The sequence below is a fragment of the Acinetobacter sp. SW-226 genome (genome assembly GCF_055632855.1).
Map to the genome: position 1 here is coordinate 3,310,490 of NZ_CM145752.1, position 17,839 is coordinate 3,328,328.

The 17,839-nt window shown below is 42.5% G+C and carries 22 protein-coding genes; 7 read left to right on the top strand and 15 right to left on the bottom strand.

Features of this window, described 5'->3' with window-relative positions:
* Positions 1-116 precede the first annotated feature (116 nt).
* The gene (locus tag ACZ8ZH_RS15710) at positions 117-311 is read right to left on the bottom strand and encodes a hypothetical protein (RefSeq protein WP_004692607.1); all 195 of its coding nucleotides are present in this window, start codon (positions 309-311) and stop codon (positions 117-119) included.
* Between the two features lie 133 nt (positions 312-444).
* Positions 445-1,731 carry a hypothetical protein gene (locus tag ACZ8ZH_RS15715; RefSeq protein ID WP_162900290.1) on the bottom strand — a complete coding sequence of 429 codons (1,287 nt, stop codon included), beginning with the start codon at positions 1,729-1,731 and terminating at the stop codon, positions 445-447.
* A 122-nt stretch (positions 1,732-1,853) separates the two neighbouring features.
* On the opposite strand from ACZ8ZH_RS15715, the gene ACZ8ZH_RS15720 reads away from it, so the two are divergent.
* On the top strand, positions 1,854-2,633 hold the full coding sequence (locus ACZ8ZH_RS15720; protein ID WP_119064105.1) for a class I SAM-dependent methyltransferase: 780 nt from the start codon (positions 1,854-1,856) through the stop codon (positions 2,631-2,633).
* Between the two features lie 12 nt (positions 2,634-2,645).
* Positions 2,646-3,206 carry a hypothetical protein gene (locus ACZ8ZH_RS15725; RefSeq protein ID WP_119064107.1) on the top strand — a complete coding sequence of 187 codons (561 nt, stop codon included), beginning with the start codon at positions 2,646-2,648 and terminating at the stop codon, positions 3,204-3,206.
* Positions 3,207-3,252: 46 nt separating this feature from the next.
* On the opposite strand, the gene ACZ8ZH_RS15730 is transcribed toward ACZ8ZH_RS15725, so the two are convergent.
* The 3 genes from ACZ8ZH_RS15730 to ACZ8ZH_RS15740 are packed head-to-tail and all read right to left on the bottom strand — an operon-like array spanning position 3,253 to position 5,596.
* The gene (locus ACZ8ZH_RS15730) at positions 3,253-3,663 is read right to left on the bottom strand and encodes a GFA family protein (protein WP_086209645.1); all 411 of its coding nucleotides are present in this window, start codon (positions 3,661-3,663) and stop codon (positions 3,253-3,255) included.
* A 58-nt stretch (positions 3,664-3,721) separates the two neighbouring features.
* Positions 3,722-4,933 (bottom strand): TIGR03862 family flavoprotein, encoded by a 1,212-nt coding sequence (locus ACZ8ZH_RS15735; RefSeq protein WP_119064109.1) that lies wholly within the window; start codon positions 4,931-4,933, stop codon positions 3,722-3,724.
* A 3-nt stretch (positions 4,934-4,936) separates the two neighbouring features.
* The gene (locus ACZ8ZH_RS15740) at positions 4,937-5,596 is read right to left on the bottom strand and encodes a class I SAM-dependent methyltransferase (protein ID WP_171405804.1); all 660 of its coding nucleotides are present in this window, start codon (positions 5,594-5,596) and stop codon (positions 4,937-4,939) included.
* Between the two features lie 85 nt (positions 5,597-5,681).
* Here ACZ8ZH_RS15740 and ACZ8ZH_RS15745 point away from each other — a divergent pair, with 85 nt between their 5' ends.
* Together ACZ8ZH_RS15745 and ACZ8ZH_RS15750 are read left to right on the top strand one after the other, a co-directional pair.
* The gene (locus ACZ8ZH_RS15745; protein WP_086209648.1) at positions 5,682-5,855 is read left to right on the top strand and encodes a DNA gyrase inhibitor YacG; all 174 of its coding nucleotides are present in this window, start codon (positions 5,682-5,684) and stop codon (positions 5,853-5,855) included.
* Between the two features lie 167 nt (positions 5,856-6,022).
* Complete coding sequence (locus tag ACZ8ZH_RS15750; RefSeq protein WP_110974278.1) at positions 6,023-6,202, top strand: hypothetical protein; 180 nt, start codon at positions 6,023-6,025, stop codon at positions 6,200-6,202.
* Positions 6,203-6,252: 50 nt separating this feature from the next.
* On the opposite strand, the gene ACZ8ZH_RS15755 is transcribed toward ACZ8ZH_RS15750, so the two are convergent.
* From ACZ8ZH_RS15755 to ACZ8ZH_RS15775, 5 genes are all read right to left on the bottom strand, one after another.
* On the bottom strand, positions 6,253-6,897 hold the full coding sequence (locus ACZ8ZH_RS15755; RefSeq protein ID WP_086209650.1) for an MBL fold metallo-hydrolase: 645 nt from the start codon (positions 6,895-6,897) through the stop codon (positions 6,253-6,255).
* Between the two features lie 12 nt (positions 6,898-6,909).
* The gene (gene hemH, locus ACZ8ZH_RS15760) at positions 6,910-7,932 is read right to left on the bottom strand and encodes a ferrochelatase (RefSeq protein ID WP_119064113.1); all 1,023 of its coding nucleotides are present in this window, start codon (positions 7,930-7,932) and stop codon (positions 6,910-6,912) included.
* Positions 7,933-8,001: 69 nt separating this feature from the next.
* On the bottom strand, positions 8,002-9,027 hold the full coding sequence (locus ACZ8ZH_RS15765; RefSeq protein ID WP_086209652.1) for a DUF4062 domain-containing protein: 1,026 nt from the start codon (positions 9,025-9,027) through the stop codon (positions 8,002-8,004).
* A gap of 132 nt (positions 9,028-9,159) precedes the next feature.
* The gene (gene murI / locus ACZ8ZH_RS15770; protein WP_086209653.1) at positions 9,160-10,029 is read right to left on the bottom strand and encodes a glutamate racemase; all 870 of its coding nucleotides are present in this window, start codon (positions 10,027-10,029) and stop codon (positions 9,160-9,162) included.
* Positions 10,030-10,076: 47 nt separating this feature from the next.
* Positions 10,077-10,688, bottom strand: a complete 612-nt coding sequence (locus ACZ8ZH_RS15775; RefSeq protein ID WP_119064115.1) for a DUF1285 domain-containing protein — start codon at positions 10,686-10,688, stop codon at positions 10,077-10,079.
* A 190-nt stretch (positions 10,689-10,878) separates the two neighbouring features.
* Between ACZ8ZH_RS15775 and ACZ8ZH_RS15780 the strand changes: the two genes are divergently transcribed.
* Entirely contained in the window at positions 10,879-12,591 is a 1,713-nt protein-coding gene (locus ACZ8ZH_RS15780) for an electron transfer flavoprotein-ubiquinone oxidoreductase (RefSeq protein WP_119064117.1), read from the top strand.
* Positions 12,592-12,743: 152 nt separating this feature from the next.
* Here the strand turns inward: ACZ8ZH_RS15780 and ACZ8ZH_RS15785 are convergent, their stop codons facing one another.
* Positions 12,744-13,271: a hypothetical protein gene (locus tag ACZ8ZH_RS15785; protein WP_119064119.1), complete on the bottom strand. Its 528-nt coding sequence runs from the start codon at positions 13,269-13,271 to the stop codon at positions 12,744-12,746.
* A 72-nt stretch (positions 13,272-13,343) separates the two neighbouring features.
* Positions 13,344-13,601 carry a sulfurtransferase TusA gene (tusA, locus tag ACZ8ZH_RS15790; RefSeq protein ID WP_086209657.1) on the bottom strand — a complete coding sequence of 86 codons (258 nt, stop codon included), beginning with the start codon at positions 13,599-13,601 and terminating at the stop codon, positions 13,344-13,346.
* Positions 13,602-13,814: 213 nt separating this feature from the next.
* Here tusA and ACZ8ZH_RS15795 point away from each other — a divergent pair, with 213 nt between their 5' ends.
* A complete protein-coding gene (locus ACZ8ZH_RS15795; protein WP_086209658.1) occupies positions 13,815-14,654 on the top strand; it encodes an HlyC/CorC family transporter in 840 nt (279 codons plus the stop codon).
* Positions 14,651-16,210 (top strand): apolipoprotein N-acyltransferase, encoded by a 1,560-nt coding sequence (lnt, locus tag ACZ8ZH_RS15800; protein ID WP_110974271.1) that lies wholly within the window; start codon positions 14,651-14,653, stop codon positions 16,208-16,210. Before ACZ8ZH_RS15795 ends, lnt begins: the two co-directional genes overlap by 4 nt.
* 65 nt (positions 16,211-16,275) lie before the next feature.
* Here the strand turns inward: lnt and ACZ8ZH_RS15805 are convergent, their stop codons facing one another.
* The 3 genes from ACZ8ZH_RS15805 to gspG form a co-directional block, all read right to left on the bottom strand.
* On the bottom strand, positions 16,276-16,614 hold the full coding sequence (locus tag ACZ8ZH_RS15805; RefSeq protein WP_119064121.1) for a tRNA-binding protein: 339 nt from the start codon (positions 16,612-16,614) through the stop codon (positions 16,276-16,278).
* 161 nt (positions 16,615-16,775) lie between these two features.
* Positions 16,776-17,111 carry a hypothetical protein gene (locus tag ACZ8ZH_RS15810; RefSeq protein ID WP_086209661.1) on the bottom strand — a complete coding sequence of 112 codons (336 nt, stop codon included), beginning with the start codon at positions 17,109-17,111 and terminating at the stop codon, positions 16,776-16,778.
* A gap of 282 nt (positions 17,112-17,393) precedes the next feature.
* Positions 17,394-17,831, bottom strand: a complete 438-nt coding sequence (gene gspG / locus ACZ8ZH_RS15815) for a type II secretion system major pseudopilin GspG (RefSeq protein WP_086209809.1) — start codon at positions 17,829-17,831, stop codon at positions 17,394-17,396.
* Positions 17,832-17,839: the final 8 nt, after the last annotated feature.

Sequence of the window (17,839 nt, forward strand, 5' to 3'; positions counted from 1 at the left end):
GTCCTGTTGTTCTGCATAATGATAGAGCGCTTATTTAAACCAACTCAACCCCATTTTTCAATGTAAACACGGTCTTGACCACCTGAAAACAGCCACCACACACAGAAAAAAGCCCGCTATTTAACGGGCTTATTACGATGAATACGAATAGAAATACTGATCTGTTTAATCACATAAAACGTCAGGATCAACAAGAGAATCAGACCACCACCGAATGTCAGATAGGCGGGGTCTAAACTTTGTGCCAGTACGCTTTGGGATGTTGAAATAAACAATAATGTTATAAATACAGCCGACCAATGTCTTTGCATTGCTTCCACCCTATTTGATCTTTATCCGTATTCTTTAAAATATAAACAATACTTTCATATTAAACCAAATAGGACGGAAAACAAGCGCTTGGCTTTAGACCAAAGCCCTATATGAATAAATCACATGAGCACATTATAGAAACACATCTGATTCAGTATCGCTTGAGACTAAAAACTGCGCTGTTTCTGGAATATCCTCGACCAAATCAAAGCCACCATATTCATCACAGCTAAAGTTAAACTGCTTATAGCTAATCAGATAATAATCACTGTATTTTTTCATTAACAATGGATGCATTCCAGCGCTCAACTCGGCTTGTTCATGTACCAATTTCATGATCTGTCTGTCATTCATGACGATGGTATAGCGCATATCGTTATAGTAAATATGTACTAACCCATTGCCCTTGGCAAAAATCGGCAGCAGAAACTTATGATTCAGTGCAATGGCATCTGGTGCATAGCTTTCAATCTTCTGACTGATCATATTGAACACTAAACCATGTCCAAAATTATCCATCAACTGACAGCTACTTTCTTGTGGCAAATTGACCTGAATGCCCAGTTTCAGTAGATCGGTCTGGCTCACTTGTCGATTGCTGAGTAACTCACGGATAATACTTTGTTTGAGTTTGCTATCAAAAAACTGACCATCTAACTCAAGGTCATTATTTTTCAGAATGCGTCCCAAAGAAAAGCGGTGACGTGGCAACAAGTTTTCGATCACTTTCCGGTAATAAAACTTGCTGTTCTTTTTCACTTCACGAATTTTTTTATAAAAATACGGCGCATCAAACTCATGACGTAGAAAGTCATGTAGCAAATCTGAACTGGCTAAAACGGCAATCGCATCATGCCCTGTAAAAGGTAAGTTCAGGGTTTTCAGATTCGGCACGACCGTTTGTAATTTTTCATAGTGCGCACGGTCTTCAGGGCAGTAAGGGTCATAAATAACGATGTATTCACACTCTGCCGAGACATCCTTCGGCTGTACCTGCATGTCATGGTTCAGCTCAGGCTGATAGAACATGTTATAGCGGTTATCCGTCACCTGTTCAGGGTCGATCGAATACTGCGGCACCAAGGCCACCACACGCTTAAATCCAAGCAGCTTTGAGTATTTAATCGCGGCATAGCCCCCCATTGACCCTGCATAGGCAATACGGGTTTGAAAGGGCGCAATCCAAGCGCGAATCGCGTCCAACATGGCCAACATCGAAGACTCTGGAAACCATGACTTTTGTTTGGGCATAATGCCAACCACATTGAAGCCAAACTTCGCCAGCGACTTTTCTGCATTGATCGACGTTCCCTTGGCACGGGTAATCAGGTCGCCAAAAGAGAAAATAAGTTCGTCCGATGAACCCTGTAAAAAAATGACACGAATCTGTTCATCTTCAAAAATAATTTGTTTCGCCATGTCCATGCTGAGAGATTTCATTCCTATAAAGTGAGGTCATGTTCGTTCCATACAGCATAAGCGATTTCATCGAACCAAATGTGTTATTTTATAGATGCAGAGCAGATAAAAAAGCGCAAAATATGACACAATTACTCCATCCTTCGGCGCAACACGGGTTTAGCGCGGCTGCTGAACTTTATCAACAAGTGCGTCCAAGTTATCCACAAGAGATCCATGCATGGCTCACCGAGCAACTGCATTTAAACACAGATTCACATGTGATTGATCTTGCCTCGGGTACAGGTAAGTTTCTGCCTTATCTTATTCCACATAGTGGACAACTCACTGCCATCGAACCTGTCACCGAAATGTTGGCTCAGCTCAAACTGGCTTATCCACAGGTGGAAACTTTACAAGCCTTTAGTGACCATATTCCCTTGCCTTCGCAAAGCATTGATGCAGTTTTATCTGCGCAGGCCTTCCACTGGTTTGCCAACATGGACAGTTTAAACGAAATCCATCGTGTCCTAAAACTGCAAGGGCATTTGGGCTTGGTCTGGAATCAACGTGATACTCAAGTCAACTGGGTCAATGCTCTGGCAGAACGACTTGCTCCTTTAGAAGGAGATACCCCACGTTATCATAGCGGGCTATGGCAAAAAGTTTTTGAACATCAACCCTTATTTCAGCTTAAAAGCTTGCATCAGTTTGCACAGCAGCAAACAGGTACAGTGGAGCAAGTCGTGTCAAAACGTCTCCTTTCGACCAGTTTTATTGCCGCAATGCCTACGGAGCAACAACAGGATTTAAAACATCAGTTTGAACAAATTGTGCTGCAGTACACGGGCAAACAGCCACAGGACGAAATCAGTTTTCCTTACATCACCTATGCCTATCACTTTCAAAAAATAGCAGAATAATAGGACACCGACATGAACCCAAATACCCTTTCATTGAAACAGGCTCTACTGCCGCTTGTTTTAGGTGGCAGTTTAATCCTGACAGGTTGTAACAAGGCCGATGAACGTGCTGAGCAAGACACGCTTTCGAGCGATGATAAAGTTCTGCAAGAACTCAGCTCCGAACCCGTTAAAAACTTTGCTCAAACAGCTGATGATCCACACGATATTACGCTCTTGGTCGACTATGACCAACGCTTTAGCAGCATGAGTGACGAAATGGAAGATGAGCTCATCAAAATGCGCGAAGCAGGTACACTGACAGATGAGTTTGCAAAAACACGTAAACAAGACAACATTCAGTCAGCGCTGAATATGCTGAAAGAGCTGGATTTGAAAACAGAGCAAGGACGCTACATTCAAACGTTGATGTACCAATATTGGGACAACCAAGCCAAAATTATCCAGAATAAAAATGCTACGCCAGAGCAGAACGTGAAAGGTCTTGGTGAACTTATTCATGCTCAAGAACAGCTTGAGCACTGGCAGTCGCAATACTCTAAGCAAAAAGATACAACAGCTACAGGCTACTAAGTGACAAAAAAAGGGATCATACGATCCCCTGAATTCAAGTAATGAACTACGGGCGCTCTGCATATTGTGGTAATGCATCACAAATGTTGTCCCACTCAGCTTGAGATGCCACAAAAATATGTTGCGTCGGCTTTTGCGCTAAAGGGGTATCTAAAGTGCCAATACGCAAACGGTAAAAGTCAGGAGTGTCGGCCTTAATACTGATAATCGGTGAACCACAGTTGCCACAGAAACAGCGCTCTGTGCCTGCACTCGATGCATATTTTTTCACAACATCCTGACCAGACGTCAGTTTGAAATCCGCCTTAGCAATCGGTGCATTGGTTGCATAGGCGGTTCCATTGGCCTTGCGACATTTTTGACAATGGCATTGGACAATATCGCCAATCGGCCCATCAATTTGATAAGTTACTGCACCGCATAGGCAACTGCCCACATACTGCTGAAGATCTGACATCATGATGCTCCTTGAATTTTTTATTCAAATTAGCACAGCTGATTTTCAGTTGCATTGCTTATGGCGATTTTTTTGCCACATTCAAATACTGCAAAACCCCATTACCCGCGGCACGTCCAGTTGCAAAACATGCAGTGAGTAAGTAGCCCCCTGTGGGTGCATCCCAGTCCAACATTTCCCCACATAAAAAAACGGCGGGATTAGATTTTAATTGCAACTGCGAACTCAGCACTTCACGGCGCACACCACCTGCACAACTAATCGCTTCTTCAATCGGACGAAAACCTGTTAAAGGAATCTGGAGTTGCTTGATCTGCTGAGCCAGTTGCTCAGGGTGATTCCAGTGTTCTTTTGCAACCAACTCTCGTACTAAATTTGCCTTGGCTGCATCTAAACCAGCTTTACGCCAAACATTACTTAACGACTGTTTTTTCGTGGGTTTCAACCGTACAGCCAATTCGTGAACCGTGACATCAGGCAGCAAATCGAGCTTCAAAATTAAAGACTGTTGTTGCTTCTGCTGTGCGCGAAGCGCTCGTCCTTGCTTATAGACCAAACCACTTTCTAGACCGTAATGGGTGATCACGATATCGCCCATACTTTTTTCTGTATCACCCACCCATGCTGCGATACGTTTCAGGGGTTGACCGAAAACGGGTTGCATGTAGCTTGACCATTCATGTTCTACCCCAGCATTACTGGCTTGAAAAGGTTCAATTTCATCGCCATCCAACCAATCTTGCCATGCACCATCACTACCGAGCTGAGACCATGACACTGCTCCACAGGCCAAGACAATGGCATCATAGCTCTGGCTATGTACTTGATCACTGACCAAAGACTTGATTTCAAGCGTATGCTCTTTGAGGCTGAGGCATTGATGACGATAATGAAACTTGATGCCTAATCCAACCAAGCGTTTCAACCATGCACGTAATAAAGGCGCGGCTTTCATTTCAATCGGGAAAATACGCCCAGACGTTCCAACATAGGACTCAATGCCTAAACCTTTCATCCATGCTTGAATCCATGCGGCATCCCACTCACGAATCCAAGGCGCCAACCATTCGGCTTGATCATAACGACCGATAAACTGCTCCACAGGTTCTGCATGAGAGATATTCAGTCCTGTTTTACCCGCCATCAGGAACTTACGTGCAGCTGATGGTTTTTGTTCAAATACATCGACCTGAACATCATATTGGCTCAACACCTCTGCCGCCATCAAACCTGCTGGGCCCGCCCCAATAATTGCAATACGCTTTGGCATGGTTTATTCAGCTTGATCTGAAGATTGCGCCTGTGGGTTCAGACCTTGCAAAGCCTGAAACACGTCAAAACGTGTGCAATACCCTTCAGGTTTGGTGATGATCAACTGTTGGCAGAGCTCGCCTCGTTCTAAATATTTAATTTCAAAATGCGTACGTGCAGAATGATCCGCAATGCGCTCTTTCACAAACGGTAATTTCCATACCTCAATCAACTGTTGCTGTGCTTCTTCGATATATTCTGGAATATTGCTGGCTAGAGTGATTTGTCCACCCACTTGTAAACGTGAAATCAGAAATTCAAAAAATGGCATATTCAACCAGCGCTGCGCAGGATTATGCGGTTCAGGATTCGGATAAAGAATAAAGAACTGCTCAACTTGCTGTGGCTGCAAAGCATGCACCACCCACGGCAGAGCATCGGCATGTACCAGTTGTAAATTCTGCTGACCTTCCAAGCCATGTTGTTTCTGCATCGCTACAAACTTTTCACGGGTTCGCTCAACCGCAATCAGCTTTTTCTCAGGGTGATTGGCCGTAAACAATAAGGCATGTTTACCCTTGCCCGCCCCAATTTCCACACAAATAGGATCACGGCTGATCATTTTGAAATCACGAGGGGCTTGCATACGCTGGGCTTGAAATTGACGAATTGGCATAATCAGATCAAACTAAGAAAAAACCGCATCAGTCTAACAACTGCCAACGTTTTTGCCTATTTCAATCCGAAAATTTTATCTGGAGCACATCATGCCACATACGTTTCCATGCCCGCGCTGTGGTGAAATGAGCCAATGGGAAGACAACGCCTTTCGTCCTTTTTGTTCAGAGCGTTGTAAGCTAATTGACTTAGGCGCATGGGCAAACGATGAATATCGTCTCCCAACACAAGATGCTCCACAGGCCGATAATTCTGAAGAATAATCTGCCTTATTTCATGATATTTTTCATATTTTGATGAGAATTGTTCACCATTTAATTGATCAACATTTATTCAAAAACAATATTCTTCATCTATAATCCTCCTTAGGTTTTTTACTCACTCACATTTGAATAAATCATAAAAATAAACCTTATAGGAGGAGGAAAAGATGAATCTACTCAGTAAAATTATTGTGATTATTGCGTCTTTACTTTCGGTCAGTAGCTTGATGTTTGGCATCTATATACAAGATCTGCTGATCCTTTCGGTTGGACTCTTATTCGCCTTATTCTCCATCGTGTTTGCTCTCGAAACTCAACACATTTTGAATAATCCATTTCGAAAATAAAAAAGTCAGCACCAGCTGACTTTTTTATTTTCAACTAAACAGCGAAACACTTAGCCTGCTTTTCCTGCCACAAAAGGGTTATGTTGTTTTTCAAAGCCGATGGTACTGATTGGGCCATGTCCTGAAATAAACTGTGTCTCATCAGGTAAGCTAAAGCATTCGCGCTGAATAGAGTCAATCAACTGCTGATGATTACCACGCGGAAAGTCGGTACGACCTATTGAGCCTTTAAACAACACATCGCCTGTCCACAGTAATCCATAGTTTTTGTTATAAAACATCACATGACCAGGAGTATGCCCAGGGGCAAAACGCACTTCAAACTCTTCATTTCCCAGTTTAAGAACTTCCCCGCCTTCAAGCCATGTCGTGACATCTACCTTTTCTGGAATAGGAAAACCATAACGCTGCGAAACTTCTTGGATCATATCCAACCAAAAAGCATCTTCTTTATGCGGGCCAATCACAGGGACATCCCACAGTTTTTTTAATGCCCCGACTGCTCCAGCATGATCTAAATGTCCATGCGTCAACCACAGCGCTTTTACTGTCAGACCCAACGCTTCGATTTCAGCTTTAAGTTTCTCAGGCTCTCCACCTGCATCAATTAAAATTGCTTCTTTACTGTCACTGTCCCAAACAATCGAACAGTTCTGCTGAAATGCCGTTACAGGCACAATTTTAACTTGCAACATAGCGTGTCAACCTCAATTCGTTTTGCTGGCTAATGTCTGTTTTAAGGCATCAAGATTAGCTTGAACCAAAGTATTGAGCAATTGCAAATGATCTCCGCGGCTGTTCAAGGCTGGAATATATTGATACCGTTCTCCACCGTGAGACAAAAACAATTCAGCATTCTGAATCGCCAATTCCTCTAAAGTTTCTAAGCAATCCGCTGAAAACGCAGGGCTCATAATTTGTACCGACTTCACTCCTTGCTCTGCCCATTCGGTCAGTAAGGCATCGGTATATGGTTTTACCCATTCTTGCTTGCCAAAGCGGGATTGGAAACTGATGGCCCATTCATTCTCTGCCAGTCCCAACTCTTCTGCCACCAACCGCCCTGTGATGCGGCAACGGTCGGCGTAGGGATCGCCTTTATCGGCATAAGGCTGTGGAATACCATGAAAAGACATTAACAGCTTTTCAGCCCCCCCATGTTCAGTACGGAAATCGCGCACACTTTGCGCCAAAGCCTGAATGTATAAAGGGTGCTGATAATAATCGCGAATAATACTCAACCCCGGCAAATTGCGTTGTTTGGGAATCCACTTCGCGAAAGCATCATATAAAGGCGCGCTAGATGTTGCAGAATACTGCGGAAACAAAGGAAAAAGCACAATATGATCTTGAGGCTTTTGACTCAACTCAGCAAGCAAAGGCTGAATACCAGGATTGCCATAGGTCATTGCAGGGATGATATTCAATTCAAATTCGGGATTATCCACAAGAAGTTGCTGTTCTAATGCAGTAACTTGGGTTAGCAAAATCTCTCGCATTGGCGAGTCATTACCCCACACCATTTCATAAGCATGGGCAACACGCTTCGGACGAAACGGCAAAATAAATAAACGAAGAATAATCTGCCAAAGCGGTTTGGGAATTTCAATCACACGCGAATCAGATAAGAACTGATCTAAAAAGCGACGCACTGCGGAAGCCGTCGGTGCATCTGGCGTCCCCAAATTTGCCAAAATAACAGTCACTTTTGCTTTTGCTGCAGTAGACATTCAGCCCTCGTTGCTCGTTTTTGAATGTCCCTACTGTAACAGTTTTCCTTTCATTTTCTAAATGGATAACTACGAAGACTGAAATTGGAAAGCCCGATCATTTTCCAATAAATTACTCTCCAAAAGCTTACTGGCTTTTGGGGTCAACTGCCAAAGCATACGTTGGCGATCGTCGCGACCCGACTGAATGATCCAATCATTTTGACGCATTTGCATTTTAATACTATGTAAGGCACGAATATTAATTTGTGAACGAGCAACCGCATGCGCACGTGGCATTTCTTGCCGTGCATCATTTAAACCCGTTTCATTTAAATATTCATTCATGCGTTTTGAAAAATACTCTTCAGGCGTTGGATGAATAAATGTCGAACCCAGAACCGAGAGTAACTGTGCCCAGGTCATCTGCTTTTGAATTTTCAGTTCCTTAAAGTTTCCATCCTGATAAGCATGCATCCGATAATCAAATACAAAAAACTCATGCATAGCTACTTTCGGCAATGTCAGGAATGGATCGACTTCGCGTTTACCTGCTTCGGTTTCTAACTGCATCACCTTCGCTTTGAGCTTATCTATCTCGTCATGCAATACTTGGGTATTCTGCGGACGAACCCAGCCCGATACAGGATAACGCTCCAACATCTGGGTCATATTCAAACGAACAGCCATCTCCAAATCACGCATCGTTCTATACGTAAAAACCTGATCAACTTCCTGTTGCAGTAGTTTTCTAAAATCTTTGAATTTTTCACGTAACTCAGGCTTGTCATCATGCAAATTAGGATCACGTGCATCTGGATCATCATGCATAAAGACAATAATCGGCTTTTGTTTGGTCACTGCATAAATGTATTCGAGATGCATATAGCCCACACCCGATACAGACTGCTCACCGTACTTGCTTCCAAGCAACAAAATGACATAGTCACAGTCATCAATCTGACGGCGTGCAAAAGCCGTTGAAAGTGGTGTCCGTTGTTCTAATCCCCAAGAAAAAAAACCCATGCCTACTAAAGTCTGGGCCAAAATCATCCGTTCTGGTTGCATTTCACTTCCAGAGGTCGTAATAAAAACTTGATAACGCTTATCGAGCATCGGTTATCCTCATTATTTTTCGCAGTATCCCATCCCCCAATTTTAACTAGATGGATACAGCGACTAACTCAAGCATGTTAGGTTTCAATTTTTTGACTATATATCAAAATACTAGACTCATTTTTATAAAAATCAATCCGATATATTCGAAATTGTCCAATTTAATTCTGGTTCAAGCAGAAGTTCTAAGATGGGTCTTAAACTTTCTGCGTTATTTCCACTGACAAAACATTCGATTCGAACATCATCACCATGATTTTGTTCAAATAATAACTCATTTTTGATTAAAATACGGGCTGTTTGTCGTGCAACTGCCTGCCCAGAGTCAATTAATGTCAGTTTCTGACCAAAAATAGATTGTATCGCTATTTTCAAAAAAGGGTAATGGGTACAGCCTAAAACTAAGTAATCTGCGCCTTGATCGACAACAGGTTGTAAAATATCTTTTAAAATGGCTAAACATGCCACACTCATCTGTGCGCCACTCTCAACAAAAGGCACTAAATCTAAACAAGTCACAGGAATTACGCTAACGCCCGAAGGTTGCGCAAATTTTTCGACGACGTCTTTGATGAGCTGTCCACGAAAAGTCGCAGGAGTGGCCAGTACAGCCACGGTTTTAGATTTACTTTGTAGTACCGCAGGCTTCAAGGCAGGAACAAGGCCAATAATCGGAAAGCTATCGCCATAATGTTCACGTAAATAATCCAAACTAAAGGCTGAAGCGGTATTACATGCTACAACGGCAACTTTACAGCCTTGGCGGTACAACCATTCAATAGCATGTGCAGACAGCTCTCGAATATTTTGGTCATCACGTGGACCATAAGGCACGTGTGCAGTATCGGCAAAATAAATAAAGCGTTCATTCGGCAAATGCTTGGCAATTTCTTGAGCGATGGATAAGCCACCTATTCCCGAATCAAATATCCCGATTGGCGCATCGGCTGTCGCTTTTGGCATGGGGTTGATCAGGGGAAATAAGGGCTGAATGGCACTCATGAGGACTCGTTGCAGTATAAAGTTAAAAGATCAATCAAGCTTAAACCTCAGGTGCCTAATTGCAATAGCAAATCACCACTTTGTAAGCACAGTTTAGCCTGTCCATCTGCATCGTCGCTTAGCTCACCCATTTCCACCAAATGAAAAAAAGCAGCACGCTGAATCAATGCATTAATCCCAAAGCGAACATGCACATAAGGACGTAGCTCCCCTTGGAAGGCACGCATAAAAATGGGATGGGCTTCATCAACAATCACTACATCATGTGTGGTCGTGGTCAGTTGTAGGTAGATTTTTCCTGCAATTTCGACTTGATCGACCTGATTGACAAATAAAGGCTCATCTTCAACCTCGATTTCAATCTGCTCGACAGGGGTTTTAAGATAAAACTTATCTTCTTCTTTCCAAAGTACCGTTGCAAATAGCTCAATCATGGCTGGGCGTTTGATCAATTGACCTTCGTGCCACCATTCTCCATTGGCCAAAACCTTCAAATCCATTGCGCCACAATGCTTTGGGTGCCATTGATCTAAAGGGGGGATTGACCTTTTGTGACCGGACTGTCCATCTTTTATGTATTGTGCAATATCAGTTAAGTTTTTATTATCAGCAATAGCTACTTTTTTCGTCGGATTTGCTGAGTTGTGCTGCTTATCCATAAAATTCATGCCTGTCTGACGGAAAAATAATATGATTCAGCCAATTGGCTAGAACTCGGTTTAAACCTATACTAGCTCACAATAAAAAGACACGATGATAAATTTTGTGTCTGGGAACTAAGAACACTCATGGCAGCACCGTTCTTTGAGTCAAAACGGTTGCCACCTTTAACCATATGAGGAGTCCTACATGGAACACATCGAACGTGAATCGATGGAGTTTGACGTAGTCATCGTTGGCGCAGGCCCTGCTGGCCTTTCTGCTGCGATTAAAATTCGTCAACTTGCAATTGAAAACAACCTTAATGATCTGTCCGTTTGTGTCGTAGAAAAAGGCTCTGAAGTTGGTGCGCATATCCTTTCAGGTGCTGTGCTCGAACCGCGTGCGATCAATGAGTTGTTCCCAAACTGGAAAGAAGAAGGCGCGCCTTTAAATGTTCCAGTAACTGAAGATAAAACCTATTTCTTAATGTCTGCTGAAAAGTCACAAGAAGCGCCGCACTGGATGGTTCCTAAAACCATGCACAATGATGGCAACTATGTGATTTCACTTGGTAACGTGGTGCGTTGGTTAGGCCAAAAAGCTGAGGAATTAGAAGTTTCTATTTTCCCAGGTTTTGCTGCATCTGAAATTCTTTATCATGCTGATGGTACGGTTAAAGGCATCCAAACCGGTGATATGGGGATTGGTAAAGATGGTGAACCAACGCATAACTTTACCCCGGGCTATGAACTACATGCCAAATACACGATTTTTGCGGAAGGCTGTCGTGGTCATTTAGGTAAGCGTCTGATTGCCAAGTTTGATCTCGATAAAGATGCAGACCCTCAACACTATGGTATCGGCATCAAAGAGCTGTGGGAAATTGACCCTGCGAAACACAAGCCAGGTTTGGTGATGCACGGGGCAGGTTGGCCTCTAGCTGAAACAGGTTCTTCTGGTGGTTGGTGGTTATATCACGCTGAAAACAACCAAGTTACTTTGGGTATGATCGTGGACTTATCTTACGAAAACCCACACATGTATCCATTTGCAGAAATGCAACGCTGGAAAACGCATCCACTGATTAAGCAGTATCTTGAAGGTGGTAAGCGTATTTCTTATGGCGCACGTGCTGTAGTGAAAGGCGGTTTCAACTCACTGCCGAAGTTTAGCTTCCCTGGTGGTTCTTTAATTGGTGATGATGCAGGCTTCCTAAACTTCGCTAAAATTAAAGGCTCTCACACGGCTATGAAGTCTGGCATGTTGTGCGGCGAAGCGGTATTCGAAGCGATTCAAGCAGGCGTTGAAAAAGGTGGTGATCTTGCCATTGCACGTGTGCTTGAAGGTGAAGACTTCTTTGCAAAAGAGTTAACCGCTTATACAGACAAGTTCAACAATAGCTGGTTAAAAGAAGAGTTATATCGTTCTCGTAACTTTGGCCCAGCAATGCACAAATTTGGTACGTTCGGTGGTGGTGCATTTAACTTCATCGACCAGAACGTGTTTAAAGTCCCGTTTACATTGCATGACTTAGTGCCTGACTTCAGTACACTGAAAACTGTAGATACGGCAACATTTAAGCCGAACTATCCAAAACCAGATGGTAAGCTGACTTTTGACCGTTTATCTTCAGTATTTGTATCGAATACGGTGCATGAAGAAAATCAGCCAGCACACTTGAAACTGACTGATGCTTCTATTCCTGTAAATGTAAACTTACCAAAATGGGACGAGCCAGCTCAGCGCTACTGCCCTGCTGGTGTTTATGAAATTATGGAAGAGAATGATGGTTCGAAGCGTTTCCAAATTAACGCGGCTAACTGTGTGCACTGTAAAACGTGTGATATTAAAGATCCGTCTCAGAACATTACTTGGGTGACTCCTGAGGGTGGTGGTGGTCCGAATTACCCTAATATGTAATTCCTTGCGACACGGCAAAGCGGTTACTTTGCTAACCGTGTCTCATACCCGAACATGTAATGTTAGAAAAGACTTACGCTGAGGCATATTTCCGCACAGGTGATCTCTTTTAGATTAAAAAAATCCCTTCAGCACTGAAGGGATTTTTTTACTTAATAGGCATCTGACTTTCTGCTAAAAACCATCACCGTTGGCCCTATCGCAGTATGCCCAACTCCATGATCTTGATAAATTTCAATCCGATAATTATCACACTGATAGACATATTTATTTTCAACTTGTTTCCAGCCGTTTTGCGCCACCTGAAATCTTTTTAAGACTCGACTTTTAAAAACATCTAAATCGGTTTCATACGTCGCAAGTGGCCCATCTAAAAAATTTAAACTGTATGAAACAATCATTTTAGAATGTGGATCATAACGAATATGCTGAACCCAGCTCACACCTGCTTTTTTAATTGGTGTATCCACACCTTGTGCAAATTCAAACTGATAATTATCGCCCCCTAAAATAACCGTTTTTGCGGTGGGATGGTTCTGTTGAAATTCACGAATATGCTGTCCAATTTTTAAACCTGCAACATTCATCGTTCTTACAGGAACTTCACAAGATTTTGCCCAAGAAACTGAACAAAATAATGCAAAAAGATGAGCCCATAAGAATACAGTTACTTTTTTCATTCTGATTTGCTTGGATGAACGTTATTTCTTTTTCTCTACTCAAGCTCATTTTAAAAGACCAAGACAAATCTCCTAACCTTTTTTAACCAAATAATGAAACTCCTTATTGCCATTTTCATCTAAACGTTCTTCTTGTAATAACAATTCATGCCCAAGATGCATACAAAATTTAGGAATATCCCAAGAAGTTGAATTGTCCGTTGCAAACACCTCAACCACATCTCCCGATTTAGACTTGCGAATGGCTTGATGCAGCATCATCACAGGTTCAGGACAACGTAAACCACGGGTGTTTAATTGAATGCTTGGGCTTCGTTCCAAATCAGACATATTCAAACTCAAAAATTTAAAAACCTGCCAATTTTAACACAACTCACCTTTCTACATTTCAATTCAATCACCCTTCGACGGCTCAAGTCTGCTATTTCAAAACATTTGATCTGATCATTCACTCAATCCTTGCTTAATTACAATAGACAACTGTGTTTTCTACGGTATGATAAAATTAAGTTTTTTAGATATTAAGCGTCTTTAGGAAAGATCATGCACGAGGAATCAGGCCCGTCGTGGGGAATGCGTGGCTTACGCAAATGGTTAGGTACCGCGCCAGAAACTCGCGATGAACTGTTAAAGTTAGTTCAAGATTCACGTCGTTTTTTAGAACCCGACACTGTTGCGATGTTAGAAGGCGTATTAGACCTTCCAGCAACCAAAGTCCGCGAGGTCATGACACCGCGTACATCCATGATCAGCCTACAAGAAGATGATGAGTTACTCGACATTTTACATACTTTGGTTGAGTCAGCACATTCACGTTTCCCAGTCTTTTCATCAGATCAACCTGACAATGTCGTCGGCATTTTGTTAGCGAAAGACTTATTGCCTTTCTTGACTGAACCCAACAATAAAGTGGATATACGTGCGCTAATGCGCCAGCCTTTATTTGTGCCTGAAAGCGCACGTTCAGACCAAGTGCTTCGCATGTTGAAAAATACCCAAACGCATATTGCAGTGGTGATTGACGAATACGGTACAACCTCAGGTTTGGTAACGCTAGAAGACATTTTGGAAGAAATTGTCGGTGAAATTGAAGATGAGCACGACAAAATTGATGAAGAAGCGGAATATATTATTCCTGACAATGACCCAACCACGGCAAATACTTGGCTAGTTCAGGCACTTACACCAATCGAACACTTTAACAATCTTTTAGATGCAGACTTTTCTGATGATGAGGTTGAAACTGTGGGCGGTTTATTGCTTCAAGAAATTGGTTTAGTGAGTGATTTACAAGGTCAGGTGATTGATCTTGGAAATTGGGAATTTACCATTGTAGAAGCAGATGCACGTTCTATTCATCTGATTCGAGCCGTTCGTAAATGAGAGCTTACTTTGACAAACTGTTAACCCCTACTTCACAACAAAAACAGTTACCTTTAATTTATCCGCTTTTAATTGCCTTATTTTCTGGTGCTATTTTTAGTTTTGCACTGGCTCCGTATTACTATTGGTGGTTGGCAATTCTATCCCCAGCACTGCTCTATGCGACTTTACGCAAACGCAGTGCAAAGCAGGCCTTTGGCATTGGTTGGGCCTATGGTTTTGGCCTATGGTTCGTGGGCGCTTTTTGGCTCTATACTTCCATTCATGTCTATGGCGATACCAATAGTGCCTTAAGTGTCGGCATGATCGGGATTATGGCCTTGGTCATGGGCTTATTCACGGCTGTCCAAAGCTTTATTTACCGCCGTTTTTTCCCTGAAACGCCACTGACCTTCGCCCCGCTTTGGGTGCTTTTTGAATGGGCAAAAACGTGGGTCTTCACAGGCTTCCCATGGCTGTTTGCAGGCTATGCCTTTACCGAACGTTTACTGGATGGGTATGCGCCATTATTTGGTATCTTCGGGGTGTCGTTTGTGGTCTTGGTTTTGGCCTGTGCACTGGTCGAAGTTTTAAACCGCCGCATCTTCTGGGTCATTCCTTCTGCCTTATTGGTACTTGGTGCATGGGGTGCATCAAAAATTGAATTCGTCTCCGCAAAAAATACGCCACCACTATCGGTTTCTTTAATTCAGGGCAATATCCCGCAAGACTTAAAATGGCTCACTGAATATCAATTGAAAACACTCGGAATCTATGCCGATTTGACTAAAACAGAATGGGGACGTGACCTCATTGTTTGGCCTGAATCCTCTATTCCGATGTTCCAAAGTGATATCGAACCCTTTTTAGCTGCGATGACTGCGCAAGCCAAGAAAAGCAACACCGCGTGGGTCACGGGTATTCCGTATTGGGATATTTCAGGCTCTGAAGCGGCAGGTCGCCCCCTATACTACAACAGCATTATGGCCAATGGTGCTGAAGCTGAAGGCCTCTATAAAAAGCAACGTTTGGTGCCTTTTGGTGAATATATTCCGCTATCTGGTTTACTGAAATGGGTCTTGCCAGCTATGCAAAATGATCCGTCGATGAGTGGTTTCTCACGTGGCGAGCAACAGCAAAAACCGCTGTCTATTCATCAACAACATTTAGGTGCTGCGATTTGTTATGAAGTGGCTTATCCGAACTTGACGCGTCGCAATGCCAGCCAAAGTGATTTCTTGGTGACGGTTTCCAATGATGCATGGTTTACGGGAACCGCAGGCCCTTTACAACATTTACAGATGGTGCAGATGCGCGCCAAAGAAAATGGACGCTGGTTTATCCGTGCCACCAATACAGGTGTGACGGCATTTATTGACCATCAGGGACATATCGTAAAGCGTGCGCCGCAAGATGTGGCAACCGTGCTTCGCGGCGAACTACCTGCTATGCAAGGTCAAACCTTATATACCCGTTTAAGTGACTGGCCAATTTTAGGTTTTTCAGTCTTTTTACTGATCTTGGGTTGGATCTATCGTCCACGTAAAGTCGATGTATCGTTTAAGTCTCGTCGATAATTCCTATTATTAGATCAGACTTTTCCAAGGAAAACTCAAGCTGCGCTTGGGTTTTCCTTTTTCAGCTACAGTAACTTGGTACCTACTGGAACATCTGTATCAGGCACACACAGCACCACGCCTGCATCTGAATCATGAAAGCCTGTCACTAAGCACTCAGATTGGATAGGACCAATTTGTTTCTTCGGAAAGTTAACCACTGCCACCACCAATTTACCCAATAACAGTTCAGGTTGATAACGCTCAGTAATCTGTGCACTCGATTTCTTAATGCCAATCTCATGACCAAAGTCGACATGTAAAATATAAGCAGGCTGACGTGCTTGCTCAAAGACTTCGGCCTGAATAATACGTCCGACTCGGAGCTCGACTTTTAAAAAATCTGCCCAATCAATCTGTTCCATATTTCACTCTATCTTTATATTTTTTACAGTATAGAGAGCGAACACTAGGATCATATACGACGAAACAGACAAGCAATCCTATCTTTCTGCCATTCTTCATGACGCAATAAAAAACCGAGCGTATATGCTCGGCTTTTTTATCACAACGATGCATGTCAGTATTAAATTTGACTGACCAAATAGGACACCATACCGGCTAAAAAGAGCATCGGGGTATAACGATAAACCATAACCACTTTTTGTTCTAATGCTGTAATCTGTACTTGATCGAGTGTGAGTACGGTTGCTTTTAAAGCGGACCAAAAGCTCAAAACTGCCCATGTGCTGAACAGACTGATTGCAAAGAAGCCTACCATAATTTGACTACTGCCTTCAGTCGATTGCCAGAGACTTAAAACACCTTGAGCAACAGGAAGCATACTCAAAATCAAAAGAACAGATTTGAGCATCGACCAATGGAATTGGCTAACGTCATCCAACAAGGTTAATGCTTTCATTCTATTCTCCTCAGGCAAATCAGTTGCCATTAAGAACATTATGCAAGGATTTAAATAAATAAAAAGCCTATTTTTATCCATAATTTACATTATTTGTAATCAACAAATATGGGAATAATTCTTATTATAAATCTCAACCATTCTTATTATATTTAATATTTTAAAATCAAAATCTTAGACATTAATTTTAAATTAAGATGTATTATCATTACAGTGTCTATTGGCATAAGCTATGCACTGTAATGATATATTCAATTAAAGCCAATATATAATAATTCTCAATTAAGGTTGATACTGAATATCAGCATTGGTTTCTTCACCACCTTGTTGTCCATCCGCACCAAAAGAATATAAATCAAATGGTCGTCCATCGCTCCCAGGTGCAACATATTGAATGTCATTGTCCCAACTATCTTTGGGATATCCACCTTTCACATAACCGCCTGGCAACCAATTTTTTGCAGACTCAGGCTTATTCACCAAAGCGTCAAGTCCACCCTCTTGCATCGAAGGGTATTTACCATTGTCCAATTTATATTGATCCAATGCCGCAGCAACCCCTTTAAGCGTAATAACGGTGGTATCCACTTTGGCTTTTTCACCGCGTCCCATCACATTGGGAACAATTAAGGCTGCCAACACACCTAAAATAACAATCACCACCATAACTTCAATTAAAGTAAAACCTGAAGCTTGGCGTCTATAGATTTTTGATTGCATGTGAATTT